This window comes from Kitasatospora paranensis, assembly GCF_039544005.1.
Lineage (GTDB): Bacteria > Actinomycetota > Actinomycetes > Streptomycetales > Streptomycetaceae > Kitasatospora > Kitasatospora paranensis.
Genome location: NZ_BAABKV010000001.1, coordinates 4392510 through 4408838 on the forward strand (window position 1 = coordinate 4392510; position 16329 = coordinate 4408838).

Annotated in this window: 11 protein-coding genes and 1 pseudogene; 8 read left to right on the forward strand and 4 right to left on the reverse strand. The window is 71.7% G+C overall.

Annotation, left to right across the window (positions count from 1 at the left end; all coding sequences use genetic code 11):
* The first annotated feature begins 174 nt into the window (after positions 1-174).
* Together ABEB13_RS21190 and ABEB13_RS21195 are read left to right on the forward strand one after the other, a co-directional pair.
* Positions 175-1292, forward strand: a pseudogene (locus tag ABEB13_RS21190) (lipid II:glycine glycyltransferase FemX).
* 31 nt (positions 1293-1323) lie between these two features.
* Positions 1324-2349 carry an alanine racemase gene (locus ABEB13_RS21195; RefSeq protein ID WP_345706754.1) on the forward strand — a complete coding sequence of 342 codons (1026 nt, stop codon included), beginning with the start codon at positions 1324-1326 and terminating at the stop codon, positions 2347-2349.
* Here ABEB13_RS21195 and ABEB13_RS21200 read toward each other — a convergent pair.
* Entirely contained in the window at positions 2346-3965 is a 1620-nt protein-coding gene (locus ABEB13_RS21200; protein ID WP_345706755.1) for a glycosyltransferase family 87 protein, read from the reverse strand. The genes ABEB13_RS21195 and ABEB13_RS21200 overlap by 4 nt on opposite strands.
* A gap of 115 nt (positions 3966-4080) precedes the next feature.
* Entirely contained in the window at positions 4081-6768 is a 2688-nt protein-coding gene (locus tag ABEB13_RS21205; protein ID WP_345706756.1) for a transglycosylase domain-containing protein, read from the reverse strand.
* Between the two features lie 383 nt (positions 6769-7151).
* Here ABEB13_RS21205 and ABEB13_RS21210 point away from each other — a divergent pair, with 383 nt between their 5' ends.
* From ABEB13_RS21210 to ABEB13_RS21225, 4 genes are all read left to right on the forward strand, one after another.
* Complete coding sequence (locus ABEB13_RS21210) at positions 7152-7916, forward strand: PadR family transcriptional regulator (protein ID WP_345706757.1); 765 nt, start codon at positions 7152-7154, stop codon at positions 7914-7916.
* 58 nt (positions 7917-7974) lie between these two features.
* Complete coding sequence (locus ABEB13_RS21215; protein WP_345706758.1) at positions 7975-9057, forward strand: inositol-3-phosphate synthase; 1083 nt, start codon at positions 7975-7977, stop codon at positions 9055-9057.
* A 180-nt stretch (positions 9058-9237) separates the two neighbouring features.
* Positions 9238-10536: an MFS transporter gene (locus ABEB13_RS21220; protein WP_345709762.1), complete on the forward strand. Its 1299-nt coding sequence runs from the start codon at positions 9238-9240 to the stop codon at positions 10534-10536.
* A gap of 233 nt (positions 10537-10769) precedes the next feature.
* A complete protein-coding gene (locus ABEB13_RS21225) occupies positions 10770-11246 on the forward strand; it encodes an LppU/SCO3897 family protein (protein ID WP_345706759.1) in 477 nt (158 codons plus the stop codon).
* Positions 11247-11321: 75 nt separating this feature from the next.
* Here ABEB13_RS21225 and ABEB13_RS21230 read toward each other — a convergent pair whose 3' ends face one another.
* Together ABEB13_RS21230 and ABEB13_RS21235 are read right to left on the reverse strand one after the other, a co-directional pair.
* On the reverse strand, positions 11322-12029 hold the full coding sequence (locus ABEB13_RS21230; RefSeq protein ID WP_345706760.1) for a restriction endonuclease: 708 nt from the start codon (positions 12027-12029) through the stop codon (positions 11322-11324).
* A gap of 146 nt (positions 12030-12175) precedes the next feature.
* Positions 12176-13579, reverse strand: a complete 1404-nt coding sequence (locus ABEB13_RS21235) for a CCA tRNA nucleotidyltransferase (RefSeq protein WP_345709763.1) — start codon at positions 13577-13579, stop codon at positions 12176-12178.
* A gap of 54 nt (positions 13580-13633) precedes the next feature.
* Here ABEB13_RS21235 and ABEB13_RS21240 point away from each other — a divergent pair, with 54 nt between their 5' ends.
* A complete protein-coding gene (locus tag ABEB13_RS21240; protein ID WP_345709764.1) occupies positions 13634-15289 on the forward strand; it encodes a DUF6049 family protein in 1656 nt (551 codons plus the stop codon).
* Complete coding sequence (locus ABEB13_RS21245; RefSeq protein WP_345706761.1) at positions 15286-16311, forward strand: DUF6049 family protein; 1026 nt, start codon at positions 15286-15288, stop codon at positions 16309-16311. Before ABEB13_RS21240 ends, ABEB13_RS21245 begins: the two co-directional genes overlap by 4 nt.
* Positions 16312-16329: the final 18 nt, after the last annotated feature.

A 16329-nucleotide genomic window follows, 5' to 3' on the forward strand; every position in this document is an offset into this window, starting at 1 on the left:
CATCACCGCGTGACCTCGGGTGCCCTCCCCGCGTACTACTTGTGCACAGGTAGGCGGGGAGGGCACCGGGCTGTGGAAAGCCCCGGGCCAGCCCCATCGAAAACGGACCATTCGGGCGCTAGGGTCACCGTGACCTCACCCCCTGCACGCCCGACCCAGGAGGAGCACCCCAGCATGAGCCTGCGCCTGAGGACGATCACCCGCGACGAGCACCTGGCCTTCATCCGGTCCCGCTCCTCGGCCAGCCACATGCAGGTGCCCGCCTGGGCCGACGTGAAGGCGGAGTGGCGCTCGGAGAGCCTCGGCTGGTTCGAGCCGTCCGGCGAGATCGTCGGCGCCGGGCTCGTCCTCTACCGCCAGTTGCCGAAGGTCAAGCGGTACCTGGCCTACCTCCCCGAGGGCCCGGTGATCGACTGGTTCGACCGGGACATCGAGGGCTGGCTCCAGCCGATGCTGGCGCACCTCAAGTCGCAGGGCGCGTTCTCGGTGAAGATGGGCCCGCCGGTGGTCGTCCGCCGCTGGGACGCCACCACCATCAAGGAGGCCATCGCCGGCCACCAGGCCAAGCGGCTGCGCGACGTGGAGCCGGACTGGTACGAGCCGCGCGCCTTCGAGGTCGCCGACCGGCTGCGCAAGGCGGGCTGGCTGCAGGGCGAGGACGGCGGCGCGGGCTTCGGCGACGTCCAGCCCCGGTACGTCTTCCAGGTGCCGCTGGCGGGCCGCTCGCTCGACGACGTCCAGCGGGGCTTCAACCAGCTCTGGCGGCGCAACATCAAGAAGGCCGAGAAGAGCGGCGTCGAGGTCGTCCAGGGCGGCTACGAGGACCTCGCGGTCTTCCACCGGCTGTACGAGACCACCGCCGAGCGGGACCGCTTCACCCCCGCCCGCTGGCCTACTTCCAGCGGATGTGGACGGCGCTGACCGCCGAGGACCCCAACCGGATGCGGCTCTACATCGCCTATCACGAGGGCGAGCCGCTGGCCGCCACCACGATGCTCGTGGTCGGCGACCACGTCTGGTACTCCTACGGCGCCTCCGCGGACCACAAGCGCGAGGTGAAGCCGTCCAACGCCGTGCAGTGGCGGATGATGCGGGACTCGTACGCGCTCGGCGCGTCCGTCTACGACCTGCGCGGGATCAGCGACACCCTGGAGGAGGACGACCACCTCTTCGGCCTGATCCAGTTCAAGGTGGGCACCGGCGGCCAGGCCGTCGAGTACCTCGGCGAATGGGACTTCCCGCTGAACAAGCTGCTGCACAAGGCGCTCGACCTCTACATGTCCCGGCGCTGACGCACCCTCACCACCTCCTCGGGGAGCAGAGATGACCCTGTCGCTGTACGTGGACACGGCCCGCTGGCGAGCGCACCAGCGGGCCGTGCTGGCGGAGTTCCCCGGGCTGGTGCCGGTGGCCAAGGGCAACGGGTACGGGCTGGGCAACGCCCGGCTCACCGAGGAGGCGGCGCAGCTGGGCACCGGGGTGCTGGCGGTCGGCACCGCGCAGGAGGCCGCCGCGGCCGCCGGCTACCCCGGCGACCTGCTGGTGCTCACCCCCTACCGGGCCGGTGAGGAGGATCCGGGCCTGCCGGAGCGGACGGTGCGCACGGTCGCCCACGTGGAGGCGTTCCGGGCGCTGCCGGCCGGGACACGGGTGGTGGTCGAGTGCATGACGGGGATGCGGCGCCACGGCATCGCCCGCGCCGACCTGTCGAAGCTGCCCGCCGACGGGCCCTCGGTGGAGGGGTACGCCCTGCACCTGCCGCTGGACCGGCCGGACGGCTCGGACCCGGTCGCCGAGGTCACCACCTGGGTGCGGGCGATCGGCGCGGCCGGGCGGCCGCCGGCCACGGTGTACCTGAGCCACCTCGCGGCGGCCGACGTCACCCGGTTGGCGGAGCGGTTCCCGGAGACCGCGTTCCGGTCGCGGATCGGCACCCGGCTGTGGCTCGGCGACGTCCAGGCGCTCCGGGCACAGGCCGCCGTCCTGGACGTCACCCCCGTCGCCCGCGGCGAACGGTACGGCTACCGGCAGCGCCGGGCGCCCTCCGGCGGCCACCTGCTGGTGGCCACCGGGGGCACCGCGCACGGGGTGGGGATGGAGGCCCCCAAGTACCTGCACGGCCTGGTGCCGCGCGCCAAGGGCCTGGCCCGGGCGGGCCTGGCCGCCGTCAACCGGACCTTGTCGCCGTACGCCTGGGCTGGCCGCCAGCTCTGGTTCGCCGAGCCGCCGCACATGCAGGTATCGATCCTCTTCCTGCCCGGTGACGTCAAACCGCCGGTGATCGGCGACGAGCTGTCGCTGACCGTGCGCCACACCACGACGCACTTCGACCGGGTGGTCGACCGCTAGGCCTTCTCGGGAGCGGCCTTCTCGGGAGTAACCTCCGCGGGGTCCTCCTCGCCGGCCCGGGCGAAGGCCTCCTCGGACGCCGCCGACATCGCGGACATCTCCGTCAGCCAGGCCTCCCCGCCGCGGTCCTGCGAGCCGTGGCCGGCGTAGGTCGCCTCCTCGCGCAGCCGGCGCGCGGTGCCGAGGACGAAGACGTCCGGGGCGCCGTCCAGGACACCTCCGGCCGGGTCGTCACTGCCGTCCCAGCGGACCGGGTCGCGGTCGGGGTGCAGCATGTCGCGGACGACCAGGGCGCACAGGTAGAGCGTGCCGAGCAGGTGCAGCACGATCGCGAGGTGGTACCAGTCCTGGCCGATGCCGTGCTGCTTCGAGTCGCCGGTGTACGCCAGGTAGGACCAGACCCCGAGGAAGTACAGCACCTCGCAGGCCTGCCAGATCAGGAAGTCCCGCCAGCGCGGCCGGGCCAGCGCGGCCAGCGGCACCAGCCAGAGCACGTACTGCGGCGAATAGACCTTGTTGGTGAGGATGAAGGCGGCCACCACCAGGAAGGCCAGCTGGGCGAACCGGGGCCGGCGCGGGGCCGAGAGGGCGAGCCAGCCGATGCCCAGGCAGCAGAGCACCAGCAGCCCCGAGATCCAGGTGTTGAGGGTCGGCAGCTGCTGGTTGCGGTCCTGCATGAGGATCAGCCAGAACGAGCCGAAGTCCTCCTTGCGGACCTGGCTGAACGTGTAGAACGTCGCCCAGCCCTTGAAGTTCGCCACCATGATCGGCAGGTTGACGAGCAGCCAGGCCGCGACCGCGCCGCCCGCGGCCTGTCCGAACGCCCGCCACCGCCCGGCCCGCCAGCAGAGCACCAGCAGCGGCCCGAGCAGCAGCACGGGGTAGAGCTTCGCGGCAGTGGCCAGTCCGATGAACACGCCGGCGGCGGTGGGCCTGGAGTTCGACCAGTACGCCATCGCCACCGCGGCCAGCGCCACCGCCAGCAGGTCCCAGTTGATGGTGGAGTCCAGGGCCAGGCACGGGGCGAGCGCGAACAGCAGGGCGTCCCAGGGCCGGCGGCGGTGGGTGCGGCTCAACGCGACCGCGGCGACCACCGCGCAGACCATCAGCATCCCGGCGTTGACCATCCAGAACCACTGCTCGCGGCCCTCCAGGTCCCCGCCGGTCGGCGTCAGCCAGGCCGCGACCTGCATGAACAGGCCGGTCAGGACGGGGTACTCCAGGTACTGCATGTCCGCGGAGGGCGACGGCAGCTGATCCAGGTACGGGTGCCGCCCGGTGTCGAAGCCGCGGCCGGAGAACAGGTGCGGGATGTCGCTGTAACAGGCGTGCGTGTACTGCGCGGTGGCCCCGTGGAACCAGCCATCGGTGTAGCACGGCGCCTTCTGGGCCAGCCCCAGCACGAACACGGCGATGGTGAGCACCGCCAGCACGCGGGCCGGCACCCACCAGGAGACGCCGAGCAGCGCCCGGCGCCCGGGCGGGCCGCCGAACACCTCGCTGCCGGCCGCCGCGACCGGGTCCTCGTCCGCCGGGACGACGACGGTGTTGGGCAGCGGGCCGACGGCCGGAAGGGGCTCCGGCGCTGCGGTCTCGTCACGGGTGCTCGACGTCATGGCGCACATACTGCCGCACCACCGCTCCGGGGACGAGGAGACCCCGGCAAGAAAACGGCGCCGGTCCGCCCCGAAGGACGGACCGGCGCCGCACGGTCACGGACGGGCCGGACGGCTAGCCGCCGGTGGCGGCGCCACCGCCACCGCCACCGCCGCCACCTCCGCCGGGCGTCTTGGTGCTGCCCCCACCGGTCGGGGAGGGATCCCCGGTCGGGCTCGGGCAGAACAGGAAGCAGCTGCGGCTGGGCCGGCCCGTCGGCGAGGGCTGGCCGCTCGGCGACTCGGTGGGCGAGGTGGTGGGCGACGGCAGGGCCGACGCGCTGTCGGTGGGCGAGGCCGAGGGCGACGGCGACGCGGTGGACGGCGCACCGGAGGAGTCCACCTGGACGCCCGGGCTGTCGGTGGGCTTGGTGAAGGAACGCGGGCTGCCCGGGCCGATGGTCCTCATGTAGGCGGTGAAGATCGCGGTCGGGAAGTCACCACCGTGGACGGTGGTCTGGCCGGCGGTGCCCTTCAGCGAGAGCAGGCCGGGCTTGCCCGGCTCCTCGCGCCACATGCCCACCGAGGTGGTCAGGCTGTTGGTGTAGCCGACCCACCAGGCCGAGGTGCCGGAGTCGGTGGTACCGGTCTTGCCGGCCACCGGGAAGCCCAGGGCGTTGGTCTTGGTACCGGTACCGTGCGCGGCCACGTTCTGCAGCACGTCGGTGATGCTGTCCGCGACGTCCTGGTCGAGCACCTTCTTGCCCGCGTTGGTGGCGGGGGCCCGGTCGAACTTCGGCTCGTCGGCGCCGTCCCTCAGCAGCTTCCTGACGGAGTAGGGGTCGTGCTGCTGACCGTGGGCGGCGAACACCGAATAGGCGGACGCCATGCGGATGGCACTCGGGGTGGAGGTACCGAGCGGGAAGGTCACCGTACTGGAGGGCGCCAGGCTCGCCTTGCGGATGCCGAGGCTGATCGCCATGTTCTCGACGTTCTTGCCGCCGACGTCCTGACCGAGCTGAACGAAGGGCACGTTGTAGGAGTTGCGCATGGCCTCCTTCAGGTCGACGTACCCGGTCTTGTTGTTCTCGTCGTTCGCCTGGTGGTAGGGCTTGCCGTCGTCGCCGAGCACGGGGCTGCCGTCCGGCTTGTAGATCTGCGACAGGTTGTCCGACAGGTAGCGGCTGTCGGTGCTGATCCGGGTCGGCTGACCGTTCGAGTCCGTCTTGGTCAGCACGCCGACCTGCATCGCGGTGGCCAGCACGAACGGCTTGAAGGTCGAGCCGACCGGGATGCCGGGGGCGTCCGCGTTGTTGGTGTAGTGGTTGTTCTCCACACCGGGGCCGCCGTAGAGGGCGACGATCGCGCCCGTCTTCGGATCGACCGAGGAGGCACCGACCTGGACGAACTTGTCGGCCTCCCGCTTGTCGGGGCGGAGGCTGGCCGACTGCACCTCGTCAACAGCGTTCTTCAGGGCCTGCACCTTGGCCTTGTTGAAGGTGGTGTAGATCTTGAGCCCGCCGCGCTGGATGGCCTGGTCGTCGATGCTCGGGTCGGTGGCGGTGAGGTACTTGTTGGCGGTGTCGACCAGGTAGCTGACCTCGCCGTTCATGTTGGACGGGGCCTTGCGCGGGATCGGTTCCGGGAAGGTCTTGCCGCATCCCGTGCGCTGGTCCTCGGTGATCAGGTGGTTGACCACCATACGGTTGAGGACGTACTCCCAGCGCTCCTGCATGCGCGGCTTGTTCTCGGTGATGGTCGGGTCGTAGAGCGCGGCACCCTTGAGCAGACCGGCCAGCATGGCACCCTCGCAGGGGTTCAGGCTCTTCGCGTCCTTGCCGTAGTAGGCCTGGGAGGCGGCCTGGATCCCGGTGGCGCCGCGGCCGTACCAGCTGGTGTTCAGGTAGCCGGCGAGGATCTGGTCCTTGCTCTGCTGTCCGTTGATCTTGAGGGTGATGAAGAACTCCTTGAGCTTGCGCGTCAAGGTCTGGTCCTGGCTCAGGTAGGTGTTCTTCACGTACTGCTGGGTGATGGTCGAGCCGCCCTGGGTGTCGCCGCCGGTCGCCATCTTGTAGACGGCGCGGGCGATGCCCTTGGGGTCGATGCCCTTGTCGGTGCGGAAGGTCTCGTTCTCGGCCGCGATCGTCGCGTCCTGGGCGGCCTTGCTGATGTCACCGAGCTCGACCGCCTGGCGGTTCTGCGCGGTGTTGCGCGTCATCTCGGTGTCGTCGTCCCAGTAGTAGATGTTGTTCTGCTGCTGGAGCGCCTTGTTCGGGTCCGGGATGCCGGTGCTCGCGTAGGCGAAGCCGACCGCGGCCACGCCGCTGCCGAAGAAGATCAGGAAGAGGCTGAGGATCAGCTTCCAGGACGGCAGCCAGCGGCGGAACCCGCTCTTGCCGTAGCGCGGGTAGTCGATGAAGCGCTTCTTCGGCGGCTTGCCACCGCGGCCGCCCTGACCGCCCTGACCGCCCGGACCACCGCGGCCACCCGGACCACCGGGACCGCCGGGACCGCCAGGACCGCCCGGACCGCCCGGACCGGCAGGTCCACCGGGGCCGCCGGCGCGGCGGCCGCCGCCCTTCTGGGTCTGCCGGCGCATCTCGGCACGCGTCAGCCGCGGCTGCTGCGCGGTCTCCCGGCCGCCGGTGGGACGCGGGCGGCGCGCCGCGCCGTCCGAGCGCACCTCGTCGGGCCGCGGGCGACCGTACGAGGGCGCGCCCTCCGGCGGCGCACCGTAGGCGTAGGGGCGCTGACCGTCGGCCCCGCGGCCCGGCGGCTGCTGCTCGCCGCCCGGGTTGGGCGACCTTCGCCGGTGTTCGCTCATCTCTCAGCAACTCCTCGGTCGGACCGATGGGGCCCGAAGGCAGGGTTCACTTCCGATGCCCGCAACCGCCTAAACCCCGGAGGTGGTCCTCGTGCACACGCGACAGCGTACGCACCCCTGCAGAGTCACTAATCGGGTATTAGATGACAAATAGGACAAATAGACGGCAGATCATTACAGGCCCGTTGCCTTGCAGGCCGTGCCGCGCTTGACGCAGCCCCTCCACGGCGCCCGCGACGGCCTTGTGATCACGTTCACGCGTGGCCCCCTTGCCCGTATCGAGACCCAGGTTTACTGTTCTCGATATATCGAGCCGATACATCGGGGCGGCATACACTGCCCCCTGTGCCGGCCCACGGCCGCAGGGGAGAGGAGGCAGCAGCGTGAGCAGGCGTTCCGGAGTACTGGAGTTCGCCGTCCTCGGCCTGCTGCACGACGCTCCGATGCACGGCTACGAGCTCCGCAAGCGGCTCAACGTCCTGCTCGGCTCGTTCCGCGCCTTCTCCTACGGCACGCTCTACCCGTGCCTCAAGAGCCTGGTGGCACAGGGCTTCCTCGTCGAGGACAACCCCGACGTGGAGTACGTCCCGGCCACCGCCCTCAACGGCAAGCGGTCGAAGATCGTCTACCGGCTCTCCGGCGAGGGCAAGGAGCGCTTCGAGGAACTGCTCGCCGACTCCGGGCCGGACGCCTGGGAGGACGAGCACTTCGGCGTCCACTTCGCGTTCTTCGCACGGACCGACAAGGCCGTGCGGATGCGCGTCCTGGAGGGCCGCCGCAGCCGGCTGGAGGAGCGGCTGGAGCGGATGCGCAGTTCGATCGCCCGTACCCGCGAGCGGTTCGACGACTACACCCTCGAACTCCAGCGGCACGGACTCGAGTCCGTGGAGCGCGAGGTCCGCTGGCTCAACGAGCTCATCGAGACCGAGCGGGCCAACCGCACCGGGCGCGGCAACACGCCCCCGGTGCACCAGAGACTTCGGACGGCCGTGGCCAGGAGGCCGGGTCCTCGGACCCGCCGAGGCCACCGCACGACCGCCCGGGGCGCTCCGCACAGGAGCGCTGAGACCCGCGGCTTCCGGGTGCCCTTCGGGACACCGGGTCCGTGGGAGGAGTGGGCGCCGCGCGCCCGTCAGACAGTCATATGAGTAGGGATTCGAGAACCGCCTTTCGGCGGGGCTCATGAGAACACAGGGAGCAACCGGAATGGGTTCGGTTCGCGTAGCCATCGTGGGCGTGGGCAACTGCGCCGCGTCGCTGGTGCAGGGTGTCGAGTACTACAAGGACGCCGACCCGGCCGGCAAGGTCCCCGGGCTGATGCACGTCCAGTTCGGCGATTACCACGTCAGCGACGTGGAGTTCGTCGCCGCGTTCGACGTCGACGCCAAGAAGGTCGGCTTCGACCTCGCCGACGCCATCGGCAACAGCGAGAACAACACCATCAAGATCTGCGACGTGCCGCCGACCGGCGTCACCGTGCAGCGCGGCCACACCCTCGACGGCCTGGGCAAGTACTACCGGGAGACCATCGAGGAGTCCGACGAGGCCCCGGCCGACGTCGTCCAGACCCTCAAGGACCGCCAGGTCGACGTCCTCGTCTGCTACCTGCCGGTGGGCTCCGAGGCCGCCGCCAAGTTCTACGCCCAGTGCGCCATCGACGCCAAGGTCGCCTTCGTGAACGCCCTCCCGGTGTTCATCGCCGGCACCAAGGAGTGGGCGGACAAGTTCACCGAGGCCGGCGTGCCGATCGTCGGTGACGACATCAAGTCCCAGGTGGGCGCCACCATCACGCACCGCGTGATGGCGAAGCTCTTCGAGGACCGCGGTGTCATCCTCGAGCGCACCATGCAGCTGAACGTCGGCGGCAACATGGACTTCAAGAACATGCTCGAGCGCGAGCGCCTGGAGTCCAAGAAGATCTCGAAGACGCAGGCCGTCACCTCGCAGATCCGCGACCGCGAGCTGGGCGCCAAGAACGTCCACATCGGCCCGTCCGACTACGTGGCGTGGCTCGACGACCGCAAGTGGGCGTACGTCCGCCTCGAGGGTCGCGCGTTCGGCGACGTCCCGCTGAACCTCGAGTACAAGCTCGAGGTCTGGGACTCCCCGAACTCCGCCGGTGTCATCATCGACGCCGTCCGCGCCGCGAAGATCGCCAAGGACCGCGGCATCGGCGGCCCGATCCTCTCCGCGTCCTCGTACTTCATGAAGTCCCCGCCGGTCCAGTACTTCGACGACGAGGCCAAGGAGAACGTCGAGAAGTTCATCCGCGGCGAGGTCGAGCGCTGAACTCCACAGCGCTGAGCACCGCTCGTCACTGAGCGGACACCGCTCCTCCCCGAAGGGGTCCCGGTCCTGCGACCGGGACCCCTTCGGCGTTCCCGGGACACCCGGGGTGCGCTGTTTCACGTGAAACAACGCCATCGGGCATGACAACCTGTCCGGGTGGCGATCACCGAGGACGGCAGCATGCAGACACCCCACCGGGCCACCCTCCGGGGGCTGCTCCGCGGCCGCGGCTTCCGGCGGCTGCTCACCGTCCGGATACTGTCGCAACTCTCCGACGGCGTCTTCCAGGTGTCGCTCGCCGCCTACGTGATCTTCTCCCCGGAACGGCAGTCCTCCCCCGCCGACATCGCCGCGGTGCTGGCCGTGATGCTGCTGCCGTTCTCCGTGGTCGGCCCCTTCGCCGGCGTGCTGCTCGACCGCTGGCGCCGCCGCCAGGTCCTCCACCTCGGCAACCTGGCGCGCTTCGGACTGGGCCTGGCCACCGCCGCCCTGCTGCTCGGCCGGGCACCGGAGTGGATGTTCTTCGCCTCCGCCCTGCTGGTCACCGCCCTCAACCGGTTCATCCTGGCCGGCCTGTCCGCGTCCCTGCCCCGGGTCGTCGATCCGGCCGCACTGGTCACCGCCAACGCCGTCTCCCCCACCCTCGGCACGGTGGCCGCGACCGTCGGCGGCGGCATCGGCTTCCTCGTCCACCAGGTGCTGCCGCCCGGGCCGCGGGCCGATGCCGCCCTGGTCACCGTCGCCGCGCTGCTCTACCTGAGCGCCGCGCTCGCCGCCCAGCGGATCGGCCCCGACGAGCTCGGCCCCGAACGCCACCCCGAGCGGCCCCCGCTGCGCCGCGCCCTGGGCACGGCCGCCCGCGAACTCGGCGCGGCCCTGCGCCACCTGGTCCGCGACTGCCGGCCCGCGGTGCACGCGCTCGCCGCCGTGACGCTGGCCCGGTTCTGCTACGGCGTCCTGATCGTCGTGGTGCTCATGCTCTCCCGGTACACCTTCAACCGGCCCGAGGACGCGGCGGCCGGGCTGGCCAGTCTCGGCCGGGCGGTCGGCTTCTCCGCCGTCGGGTTCTTCCTCGCCGCGGTGGTCAGCCCCTGGTGCACCCGGCGGCTCGGGCTCACCGGCTGGATGACCACCTGCCTGGCCGGCGCCGCGGTGTTCGTGCCCGCCCTCGGGCTCCCCTTCCGCGAACTCCCCGGGCTGGTCGCCGCCCTGCTGCTCGGTGTGGTCACCCAGGGCACGAAGATCTGCACCGACACCGTCGTCCAGGAGTCCGTCGAGGACGACTACCGCGGTCGCGTCTTCGCCGTCTACGACGTGCTGTTCAACATCTCCTTCGTGGCCGCGGCCGGGGTGACGGCCCTCGTCCTCCCACTGAACGGCCGGTCCGTCACGGTGGTCGCCGGGGTGTCCGCCGCCTACGCGATCGGCGCCGTGCTCTACGCCCGCGCCGCCCGAGGCGACCGCTCGGCGACCGGCTGAACTCCCCGCCCCCGGCACCCCCTCGCTACAGTACGTCCGCGCACCAGCGCGACACTGAGCAGCCCACGGGGGGATCGATGAGCACACCTCAGCATCCGTACGGAGCACCGCAGTACGGCGGAGCTCCGGGCCAACCGCCGTACGGAGCTCCGCCACCGGCGCCCGGGTACGGCCCACCGCCCGGCTACGGGACGCCGCCGGCGTACGGCTACCCCGGACCGGCACAGCCGCCCGTGCCGCAGCCGGGCACCGTCCCGCCGCCGCCCGCCTATGGCTACCCCGGGCCGCCGCAGCCGCCCGTGCCGCAGCAGGCCTACGGCGGCCCGGGGATGCCCGCGAGCCCGCCGAAGTCCCGTCGGGGGCTGCGGTTCTGGGCCCAGATGGGCGTCCTGGCGCTGGGCGCGGTCGTCCTGGTGGTTGCCCTGTTCAGCGACACCGCGCCGGGGTCGAAGGTCGGCGACTGCCTCCACCGCTCGACCACGACGACCAAGGTCACCGATGTCTCGTGCAGCGACCCGCAGGCGAACTACAAGGTGGTCAAGCGCGTCAACAACAGCCTCACCAGCAGCTGCACCGGCACGCCCGGGGTGACCGCCACCTACCGCGGCAGCTACGGCCGCCGCCTGCACCGCAAGCACTACGTGCTCTGCCTGGCGCCGTACAGCCCGGCCGGCGCCCCCGGAGCGGGCGCCTCTCCGAAGAAGTTCTGACCGCGGTGCGCTGACCGCACGTCACGGCCGGAACGGTGCCCGGGCCCCGCGAACGGGCGTCCCGGGCACCGCGGTTCACACCAGCAGGTCGGCGATCTCCTCGTCGCCGGCGCCGCCGTCGACCGCCCGCATCAGGCGCAGCCGCCGCCGGGCCACCGTCCGTTCGTCGTCGTCCAGGACGATCCGCTCCAGCCGGTCGACTCGATCCGCCATCGCGTCGAGCTTGGTGCTGTTGCGGCCGACCTCGACGGCGAGGGCATTCAGGAGCGGCACCACCGCGGTGCCGACCACGTCCCGCACCACCCGTTCGGCGACCCTGGCGACGGCCGCGTCCACCGACCCCTCCGGGTACCGCGGCCGCTCGTCCGCCGGCTCGGCCACGCTCTGACCGCGGGACTCCTGCTCGATGTCGAGGAGCAGGCAGCGCACCCGGCGGGCGGTCTCGCTGTCCCTCAGCAGCATGGCCACGTTGAGCACCGTGCGCCTCGTGAACAGGGCGAGCGACCGGGCGCGCGACTGACTTCCACTGACCTCCTTGAAGGAGGTCAGTCGCGAACCTGTCAGAACCGTGTAGCCGTTGGCCACCAGTTCGGCCCGGTGATCGACCACCAGCGAGTAGATCGCCTTCAGCCCGACACCGAAGTACCCCGCCACGCCCTCCGTCGTGACGTGCAGGTCGTCCGGCATCAGCCGGAGCGCGCCCACCCGGTCGAGCACCTCGACCCGCCCGGCCACCGTCGCCCGCATCGTCGGCGACTCCAACAGGACCGCGTCCACGGACATGCCGTGTCCTCCCTCCGCGCCGAGGGGTGCGTCCCCTCGCTCGGACGGAGCAACGCCGTCGCGGATCATCCCGTCACACCGGACGGCCGGAACCACACGATCGAGCGGAAACGCTCAAGCGACTCACGTCCCGGCCGTCCCACGGGTCACTCCTGCCCCGCCCACCACTCCTTGAGGGCCGCCACGGCAGCCTCGTGCTCCAGCGGTCCGTGCTCGAGCCGGAGCTCCAGCATGTGCTTGTAGGCGCGGCCGACCTGCGGCCCGGGCTTCAACCCGAGGAGCTCCATGATCTGGTTGCCGTCGAGGGCGGGCCGGATCGCGTCGAGCTCCTCCTGATCCTTCAGCTGGACGACGCGCTCCTCCAGGGAGTCGTACGTCCGGGCGAGGGCAGCGGCCTTCTTGCGGTTGCGGGTGGTGCAGTCCGAGCGGGTGAGCCTGTGCAGGCGCTCCAGCAGCGGGCCGGCGTCGGTGACGTAGCGGCGCACGGCGGAGTCCGTCCACTCCCCGCCGCCGTAGCCGTGGAAGCGCAGGTGGAGCTCGACCAGCCGGGAGACGTCGTCGACCAGCTCGTTGGAGTACTTGAGGGCGCGCATCCGCTTGCGGGTCATCTTGGCGCCGACCACCTCGTGGTGGTGGAAGGAGACCCGGCCGTCGGACTCGAAGCGCCGGGTGCGCGGCTTGCCGATGTCGTGCAGCAGCGCGGCGAGGCGCAGCGTCAGGTCGGGCCCGTCCGTCTCCAGCGCGATGGCCTGCTCGAGCACGGTCAGCGAGTGCTCGTAGACGTCCTTGTGGCGGTGGTGCTCGTCGCTCTCCAGGCGGAGGGCGGGCAGCTCCGGCAGGACGTGGTCGGCGAGGCCGGTGTCGACGAGCAGGCGCAGGCCCTTCACCGGGTGGGCGGCCAGCAGCAGCTTGTTGAGCTCGGCCTGGACCCGCTCGGCGGAGACGATGGTGATCCGCTCGGCCATGGCGGTCATCGCGGCGACGACCTCGGGCGCGGGCGTGAAGTCGAGCTGGGCGGCGAACCGGGCAGCACGCATCATCCGCAGCGGGTCGTCGGAGAAGGACTCCTCCGGGGTGGCCGGGGTCCGCAGGACGCGGGCCTCCAGGTCGTCCAGGCCGTGGTGCGGGTCGACGAAGCCGCGGCCGGGCAGGTCGACGGCCATCGCATTGACGGTGAAGTCCCGGCGGACGAGGTCCTGCTCGATGGTGTCGCCGTAGGTGACCTCGGGCTTGCGCGAGGTCCGGTCGTACGCCTCGGAGCGGTAGGTGGTGATCTCGATCAGGAAGGAGCCGTCGGCGGTGTCCTTGCGGGCGCCGACGGTGCCGAAGGCGATGCCGACGTCCCAGACGGCGTCGGCCCAGCCCTTGACCATCCTGAGGACCTCGTGCGGGCGGGCGTCGGTGGTGAAGTCGAGGTCGTTGCCGAGCCGGCCGAGCAGCGCGTCCCGGACGGATCCGCCGACCAGCGCCAGCCGGTGGCCGGCGGCCTGGAAGCGGCCGGCGATCTCGTCGGCGACCGGCGAGACCCGGAGCAGTTCCTGCAGACCCATGGTCTGGGCCTCGCTCAGCCCGGGGAGGACGGCCGGAGCGGCGGAACTGGAATGATGGACGCTGGACTCATTGGCAGTGGACACGGCTCCCTAGGGTACGTGGCCGCGACCGCCCTCCGCCCGCCCGTTTTCCCGGGTGCGGCACCACGGGCGGGGTGGTCGGCGGACGCCCGACCGGGTCGCCAGCCGGTGGCCCGAACCACCGGCGGCCCGGGAGCGTCGTTACCATGCCGGGTGAGTCGGCTTTCTGCGGGGCGCCGAGTGCTCCGGTCGCTCGGGGCTGCCCCCGGGACCGGACGTTCCGCCGCCGGGGTCGCCGACGGGTCACGGGCACCACCACTTCGAACGAGAACGGCGAGGGCAGAGCACGTGGGCGAGGCACGGCACGGCCTGACAGCGTACGGACGCGCGGGACGGGCGGTCCGCATCGTGGCCGGGGCCCTGGCCGGAGGCACGGTCCTGCTGTCCTCCGCCGGCCCCGCGCTCGCCGCGGCGCCCGCCCGGGCCGGCCTGGTCAAGGCCTCCGCCGACTACCCCGCCACGGTGGAGATCACCTCCGTCACCCCGGTGGCCGGCGACAACGCCCAGGTGACGATCGTCGGCAAGGTGACCAACACGGGCTCGGGCACCCTGAAGGCGGCGCACGTCGCCGTCCGCTCTCCGCGCCCGCTGGACACCCGCAGCGACATCAACCTGGTCGCCGGACGGACGACGCCCAGCTCCCAGGACGGCATCGACCTCGCGAAGACGAAGACCCCGATCGGCGACCTCGGCCCGGGCCGGTCCGCGCCGTTCACCGTGCACACCTCGGTCGCGGACCTCGGGCTGAAGGACGGCGGCGTCTACGAGCTCGCGGTGGACGTCCGGGACGAGGACCAGGACCACGCGCTGGGCATCGCCCGCAGCTACCTGCCGTACAACGTGCAGCAGTCCGGCAAGCAGACCCAGATCGCCACGCTCTGGCCGATCACGCACGCCCCGGAGCTGGTCGCGCAGACGATGCCGGGCGACGACCAGACGCCGGTGCTGCGCGACGACGGCCTGGCCACCGAGCTCGGGCCCGACGGACGGCTCGGCAAGCTGGTCTCCCTCGGCCAGAACCTGCCGAACCTGACCTGGGTGATCGACCCGGACCTGCTCGACACGGTGTACGCGATGACCAAGCCGTACCGGGTGCAGAAGCCCGGCACGGGCGGGGACTCCGCCAAGGAGGAGAACACCCTCGCGGGGACGGGCAGCGCCGTCGCGGCCGACTGGCTGGCCAAGCTCCGCACGGCGGTCGGCATGAACGGCGCCCAGGTGGTCGCGCTGCCGTACGCCGACCCGGACCTCGCGTCGATCGCGCACAACGGCGCCGGGCTGCCCGGCATGGACACCGCGCTGAGCAAGGCCGCCACCGCCGGCAAGGTGACCGCCGAGGGGCGGCTGTCGGTGGACGTCACCGGCGGCGTCGCCTGGCCGTACCAGGGCCGGCTGGACCAGCAGACCGCCGCGGTGGCCCGGACGACCGGCGCCGGGCTGGTGCTGGCGGACGGCGCCTCCATGCCGGAGTCCCGCTCGCTCTCCTACACGCCGAACGCGGCCCGGTCGATCGGCAACGGACAGACCGCGGTGGTCGCCGACAGCACCATCTCCGCGCTGTTCCAGGGGACCTCGGCACCGAGCAGGCGCAGACCCTGGCCGAGCAGCGCTTCCTCGCCGAGACCATGACCGTCAGCCGGCAGCGGCCGGACGACCAGCGCAGTCTGCTGGTGATGCCGCCCCGCACGATGAGCGCGGGCACCGCGAAGGCGCTCGCCGACGCGCTGGGCGCGGCCTCCGCCCAGGGCGGTTGGGTGGCCCCGGCCCGGCTGGACACGGTCGCCGCGGCGACCGCCGACTCCCGGGCGAACGACTCCGTGCCCGGCGACTACCCGGGCGACCTGCGCGGCTCGGAGCTGTCCGCCACCGCGCTGAGTTCCGTGATGGGCGTGCAGAACGGCCTCGACCAGCTGCTGCTCATCCTGACCCAGCCGCAGCGGGTCCGCGGCCCGTTCAACGCGGCCATGGTCCGGTCGATGTCCACCCAGTGGCGCGGCCAGGCCGACCCGGGCGCGGCCTACCGCGACGGCGTGCAGAGCTACCTCGCGAACCTGACCTCCGCGGTGCGGGTGCCCGCCAAGAGCGTGATCACACTGCCCGGTGACAACGCCACCCTGCTGATCAGTGTGAAGAACGACCTGAACCAGGCCGTCGGCAACCTCCAGCTGCGGGTCTCCTCGGCCCAGGTGAACCGGCTGAACGTCGGTCAGGCCGAGGCCGTCGTGCTGGACACCACGACCGCCCGGACGTTCCGCTTCCCCGCCAAGGCCCAGGTCAACGGCCCGGTGCAGATGACCGCCCAGCTCTGGACGACCGGCCCGGACGCGCAGCCGTACGGCAAGCCGGTCACCTTCACCGTCGAGGTGACCTCGGTCGCGAGCGGCGTGATGTACGTGATCGGCGCCGGTCTGGTGCTGATCGTGCTCGCCGGTGTCCGGTTCTCCCTGCAGCGCAAGAAGCGCTCCGCGGCGGGCGAGGTCGACCTCGACCCGGAGCGGCTGCTGGAGGAGGAGGCGGCCGCCGCCGAGCGCGAGGCCGCGGCCGCCGGGGAACCGGCCCAGGAGGGCTCCGAGGAGCCCTCCGAATCCTCCGTCGCCTCAGGCGCGGATGCCCGGGATCGGGCCACCGGTGATGAGAAGGTTGGTCCCTGAGAGAACCCCGTCCGGGTC